This window comes from Holdemania filiformis DSM 12042, from assembly GCF_000157995.1.
GTDB lineage: Bacteria > Bacillota_I > Bacilli_A > Erysipelotrichales > Erysipelotrichaceae > Holdemania > Holdemania filiformis.
In genome coordinates this window covers 185,429-190,680 of the sequence record NZ_GG657551.1, presented here as the reverse complement: position 1 = coordinate 190,680, position 5,252 = coordinate 185,429, and the positions used below count along the sequence as shown (strand labels likewise).

The 5,252-nt window shown below is 47.6% G+C and carries 5 protein-coding genes; 3 read left to right on the top strand and 2 right to left on the bottom strand.

Annotation, left to right across the window (positions count from 1 at the left end; all coding sequences use genetic code 11):
- Positions 1–179: 179 nt before the first annotated feature.
- Positions 180–1,055 carry a creatininase family protein gene (locus HOLDEFILI_RS18140; RefSeq protein WP_167317112.1) on the top strand — a complete coding sequence of 292 codons (876 nt, stop codon included), beginning with the start codon at positions 180–182 and terminating at the stop codon, positions 1,053–1,055.
- Between the two features lie 209 nt (positions 1,056–1,264).
- On the opposite strand, the gene HOLDEFILI_RS00835 is transcribed toward HOLDEFILI_RS18140, so the two are convergent.
- Positions 1,265–1,882: a TetR/AcrR family transcriptional regulator gene (locus tag HOLDEFILI_RS00835; RefSeq protein ID WP_006057416.1), complete on the bottom strand. Its 618-nt coding sequence runs from the start codon at positions 1,880–1,882 to the stop codon at positions 1,265–1,267.
- Positions 1,883–2,175: 293 nt separating this feature from the next.
- Here HOLDEFILI_RS00835 and HOLDEFILI_RS00830 point away from each other — a divergent pair, with 293 nt between their 5' ends.
- Positions 2,176–3,045 (top strand): DegV family protein, encoded by an 870-nt coding sequence (locus tag HOLDEFILI_RS00830; RefSeq protein WP_006057414.1) that lies wholly within the window; start codon positions 2,176–2,178, stop codon positions 3,043–3,045.
- Between the two features lie 190 nt (positions 3,046–3,235).
- Here HOLDEFILI_RS00830 and HOLDEFILI_RS00825 read toward each other — a convergent pair whose 3' ends face one another.
- Complete coding sequence (locus HOLDEFILI_RS00825; RefSeq protein ID WP_006057413.1) at positions 3,236–3,904, bottom strand: DUF4272 domain-containing protein; 669 nt, start codon at positions 3,902–3,904, stop codon at positions 3,236–3,238.
- Between the two features lie 239 nt (positions 3,905–4,143).
- On the opposite strand from HOLDEFILI_RS00825, the gene HOLDEFILI_RS00820 reads away from it, so the two are divergent.
- On the top strand, positions 4,144–5,252 hold a 1,109-nt coding region (locus HOLDEFILI_RS00820), incomplete at its 3' end, for a UvrA family protein (RefSeq protein ID WP_006057411.1).

The following is a 5,252-nucleotide window of genomic DNA, read 5'->3' as shown; positions in this document are numbered from 1 at the left end:
GTGTTTCGAAAGGAATACAGGACGTGTTTATCTCGGAGCTGGAGTTATTGATAAATTTATGATGAAAAAGGACAGCCATGGGCAGGAATGAGGTGGAAAACTTCTTTCCTGATCGCTTCGAGGTCAAGCTTGCGGGTCAATGGGTGAAGAAATATAATGAAAAGAAAGGAGGAGAAACGATGAGAACTCGAATCTACAATAAATGTACGGATGCAGAAATTACTGAATATTTGAAAAACGGCGGCGATACCCTGTTTATGAGCGTAGGCGTCACTGAACTTCATGGCCAGCTTCCTGTGGACTGTGAATCCATCCTGGCAGAGGCCGCTGCCATCATGATGGCGGAGAAGGCTGACGGTCTGGCGGTGATCAATTTGCCGTTCTTTCATGCCGGAGCTACGGCGATTGGGCAAAGCACAGTGAATATTTCGATTAAGGCGGGTTATGATTATCTGAAAACCCTTGTTTATGCCTTTTATAAACTAGGCTTTAAGCGAATCTTTTTCCTCAGCATGCATGGCCCGGCCTATCTGACCATCAATTCGGTCTGCATGGATTTCTTTCATGAAACGCAGAATCCGATTTGTCATCTGGAGCTTGGACACGTCATGGAAATCGCAAAGGAAAACGGTTGGGAATGCGGCGAGGATCGGATGGAAACCTTTACGGATTTGATGTATGGCGCGTATAAAGCGATGAATCAGCTGGAGTTTATTCCAATCCTGCCGGACTTCGACCGGGAAGCTTTTCTGGCGAAACGCCGGGAAGGCAATGCAAAGCAGTGGTTTAAGAAGGACTTGCATAAATTGAATTCCGGTACCGGCGGATTCGGTTCCTTCTACGCAGAATTAGAGGAACATGGCGGATTGGAATATTCAGTTACCGCGGAAGAACGCGAACAGCGCGGTGAAAAAGGTTTTAAACGATTACAGGAAATGATTGATAAATTTGATCCTCAGCATTTCAGCACACTGCTGCAAGCTTTGGGGCAGGCGGTAAACGAGGAAATTGTTCCACGCTATCCTCATTTGAACCTGGACAAGCCTTATAAATAAGAAATTCAAGACATTTATATCCTAATAGAAAACCTGTTGATAGTGCCATAACACGGCATAGCATCAACAGGTTTTTAAATGAATTTCAGGCAGGGTGTTCCAGTTCCTAGGAAGCGGTGATGCGGAGCGGCCCAGAGTTAGAAGGCAATCAGAGAAAGCGGCTTCCAAGCTGAGAGAAGGCTCTCTCTGGTTTGGAAAACCTGCGAACATCAGTTGGAACTGTCGAGCAATTCCTGTTGCTTCTGCCGGAATACGCCGTTAACCCCGTCAAAAATAAGCAGGCCGGTGATTCTGGATATCTCTTCCAGCGACGGTTCAGGCTCGTTCGCGTCAAACCATTGTTGATAAACAGCGATCAAACCAGAAGCAATGAATTCCAGAACGTATTGCGGCAGCACAGGGTCGTTGGGAAAGTATTTATCAAATTGAATCAGAAGATGATCCTTGATCACGCCTTTGATTTTATTTAACAAATGACTATGCCCGGAGGACTGAAGCAGGCAGTGAAAGAATTCAGCATCCTGACTGATCATCGCTGTTAATTTTTCAAATAAGGGATATGGATTTAACCGTTCCGCGGAAAAATCCGTACTGTCCAGAATTTGGATCAGCGACTGGATAATCTCATTTTCAATATCGTTGAGAACATCGTAGATCGAATCATAATGGGTGTAAAACGTTTTGCGGTTGATCAACGCGGTATCTGCGATTTCCTTCACTGTGATCTGTTCGATTCGCTTCGTTCCCATGAGCTGAATTGTCGCACCAATAATTGCTTTGCGCGTTTTGATGACACGCTTGTCCTTCGTGTTTAAATTTTTTTCCATATTCTCACCTGATTTGAGCTTAGTATAATCCTCATGTGTTGCTTATGTCAATAAAGATGACGAGTTGTGTAAAAAGTTTATTGAATGGGTTGAAAAGATGGATAATTCCTTAAATAAACAACATTTTTTTTTAAACCGGTCACATAAGCTACGGCGTGAAGGAATCTGACCGTTGCTTCATCACCAGACTGGGCGTATACTTCTATCATCTAATAAGTAGCAGGTGTTGCTTATTCTCCATAAAGAGATGAAAACACCCAGCCTTGTAGTTTATAACAGAGGAGGAAATTCCTATGAATGAATTTATTCTGATGACAGACAGTACAGCGGATATGCCGGAGTCTTTTTATCGCGAAAATCAAATTCCAGTTTTATCGCTGACCTATACGCTTGAGAATCGTACCTATACTCTGAGCGACAGCCTGCCCATGCCGCAGTTCTATGATAAGCTGCGGCAGGGAGCTATGCCGGTAACCTCGCAGGTGAATCCTGAAGCGGCGCTGAACGGATTTCGTGCGGCGGCCAAGCAGGGCCAAGATATTCTATGCGTTTGTTTTTCATCCGCGTTGAGCGGAACCTATAACAGCTGTCAGCTTGCGGCGGAGATGCTGAAAGAGGAAGGCTTTGCCCAGCGGATCGTCGTGATCGACTCACTGTGTGCTTCGACCGGAATGGGACTGCTTTTGTATAAAGCGAATCAGATGAAACAGAAGGGCATGTCGCTGGATGAAACGGCGGCCTGGATTGAAGCGCATAAATTAAACGTTTGTCATGTGTTCACCGTCGATGACCTGAATCACCTCTACCGCGGCGGCCGGGTCTCGAAAACAGCGGCAATCGTGGGTTCAATGATCAATATCAAACCAATTCTGCACGTCGACGACGCTGGAACACTGCAGGTGATTGGCAAGGTTCACGGCCGGAATAAATCATTGAAAACACTTGTTGATTTGATGGAAGAAAAAATGGGAAGCTGGAAAGACAAGAACGATATTTTCATGATTTGCCAAGGGGATGTCGATTCAGAAGCGGAACAGGTCGCGAAGATGGTAAAAGAGCGCTTTGGAATTTCACAGTCGCTGATCAGCTATACTGGACCGGTCATCGGCAGTCATACCGGCGCGGGCGTCATCGGCTTGTTTTTCATGGGTGATCAACGATAAACGAATCGAGAATCAAGTAAGACGTGATTTCTTCTTTTCGCAGGCAGGCTGCCGGGAAAGGAAGGCGATCGCGTTTTTTATTTATGAAAATGCGTTTGTCTAAGAAAGATAAAGCAAGGGAAGACGAAAAAACAGCGTCCTCCATGGATAACCGCAGAGAAGCTGCCTTCTGGATCAGAGTTCTTTGTTTCTAAGTGTTGCAGCTGACGTGATCCCAGTCATTTTGCCCGTCGGCGTCGATCAGCCAGTTCAGTCCCCAGTGCCGTTCATAGACGACTTCACTGTTCAAGCCGGCTGGCGCCGGTTCGCCTTTAATCCGCGCGTCGACACAGGCCCAGTCGTAGCGGAAGATTAAATCTGCTTCGTCGAGGAGATCGTCAATCGGCCGCAGCTGCACGTCTTTCATGAATTCGTCAAACGTCGCTTTGGTGCTGACGACCTCGATCGCTTTCTGGCAATCGCAGATCTGATCTGGAAAGGTGAGCGAATCGACCAGACCGAGTGCCCAGATCAGCGGCCAGTAGGCTTCGTATTTCCAGACCATGTTGACCCAGTCCTGTTCCGTTGACGTGCCGTCAAAGATCGCTTTTTCTTTCTCGGTCAGAAACAGCCGGACGCCAAAGCGGTCTAAAAGTCCAGTCATGAATAACCGCGAATCCTCGACATCCTGTTGATTCTGGATGTCGCAGGCCAGCTGGATTGTGATCAGGCAGCAGATTGCACGCCGGGCGATTTCCTCGGCGCTGCGCAGGCGGACGTTGTCGGCGGTTTCAATGACCGGCAGATGTTCGATATAAGGCACGCCCTGCTCTTTCAGCAAAGCGATGGATTGTTGCTTTCTTTCTTCAGCGCTTTTCATGGCAGCCTCCTTTTTTTATCTCCTCTATTCTATCACGAACAAGTGATGAAAAGCTGACGTCTTTGTCAACGAAGATTGAATTTCATGAATTTAACTTGAATAAAGTTCAAGAAAAGCTTGCGGCAGTCCCGCTCACCCTCTATAATAAGGAGGAAGTAGTCATTCCCGAGCATTTTTTTAAAGAATGATGTACAATAGAAGCACTCTTGGGAAAGCTATATGAAGCGAGGTGTAAGAACATGCAACATGATAAAATTGTGATTAAAGGCGCGCGTGAAAACAACCTTAAGAATATCGATCTGACAATCCCGCGGGATAAGCTGGTCATCATGACGGGCTTGTCCGGATCGGGGAAAACGTCGCTGGCATTTGATACGATCTATGCGGAAGGACAGCGGCGGTATGTCGAATCGTTAAGCGCGTATGCGCGGATGTTTTTGGGCGGCGTGGAAAAACCGGACGTCGATTTGATCGAAGGCTTGTCGCCGTCGATTTCGATCGATCAGAAGACCACAAGCAACAACCCGCGTTCGACCGTCGGCACGGTCACGGAAATCTACGATTACCTGCGGCTTTTGTATGCGCGTGTGGGCGTTCCGTATTGCCCGGTTCATAACGAACCGATCGTTTCCCAGACGATTACGCAGATGGTTGACCGGATTATGGAACAGCCGGAAAAGACGCGGCTGGAGATCCTGGCCCCAGTGGCGCATCGCGAAAAGGGAACGTTTAAGGATGTCTTTGAGAAACTGTTGAAAGACGGTTATCTGCGGGCCCGCGTCGACGGACAGATGATTTTGCTGGAAGACGTCAAACCGTTAGAAAAAAACAAAAAGCATTCGATCGACGTCGTTGTCGACCGGATTGTGAAGAATGACGGGATCCGCTCCCGGCTGCATGATTCCCTGGAAACGGCAGTGAAGCTGGCCAATGGCATCGTTGTTGTTTTGGCCGGGGAAAACGAGCTGTTGTTCTCTCAGAATTATTCCTGTCCGAAGTGCGGTTTCTCAGTTCCGCGTCTGGAACCGCGGTTATTTTCGTTTAACTCGCCGCTGGGAGCGTGCGACGAATGCAAGGGCCTGGGCATTACCCAGCGGGTAGACGTCGATTATCTGATTCCAGACCGGACCAAGTCGATCCGCAAGGGCGGCATTGTGTATTACAAAAATATTGTCGATACGGAGAACATTGAATGGCAGACATTCAATACCTTGTGCCGGCATTACCATATCGACCTGGATAAACCGATCCAGGATTTCACGCCGGAAGAACTGGAAATTGTTTTATACGGTTCCAAAGAACCGATTGCTTACAGCATCGCTTCCCGTTCCGGCAACCGCTTCAGCCG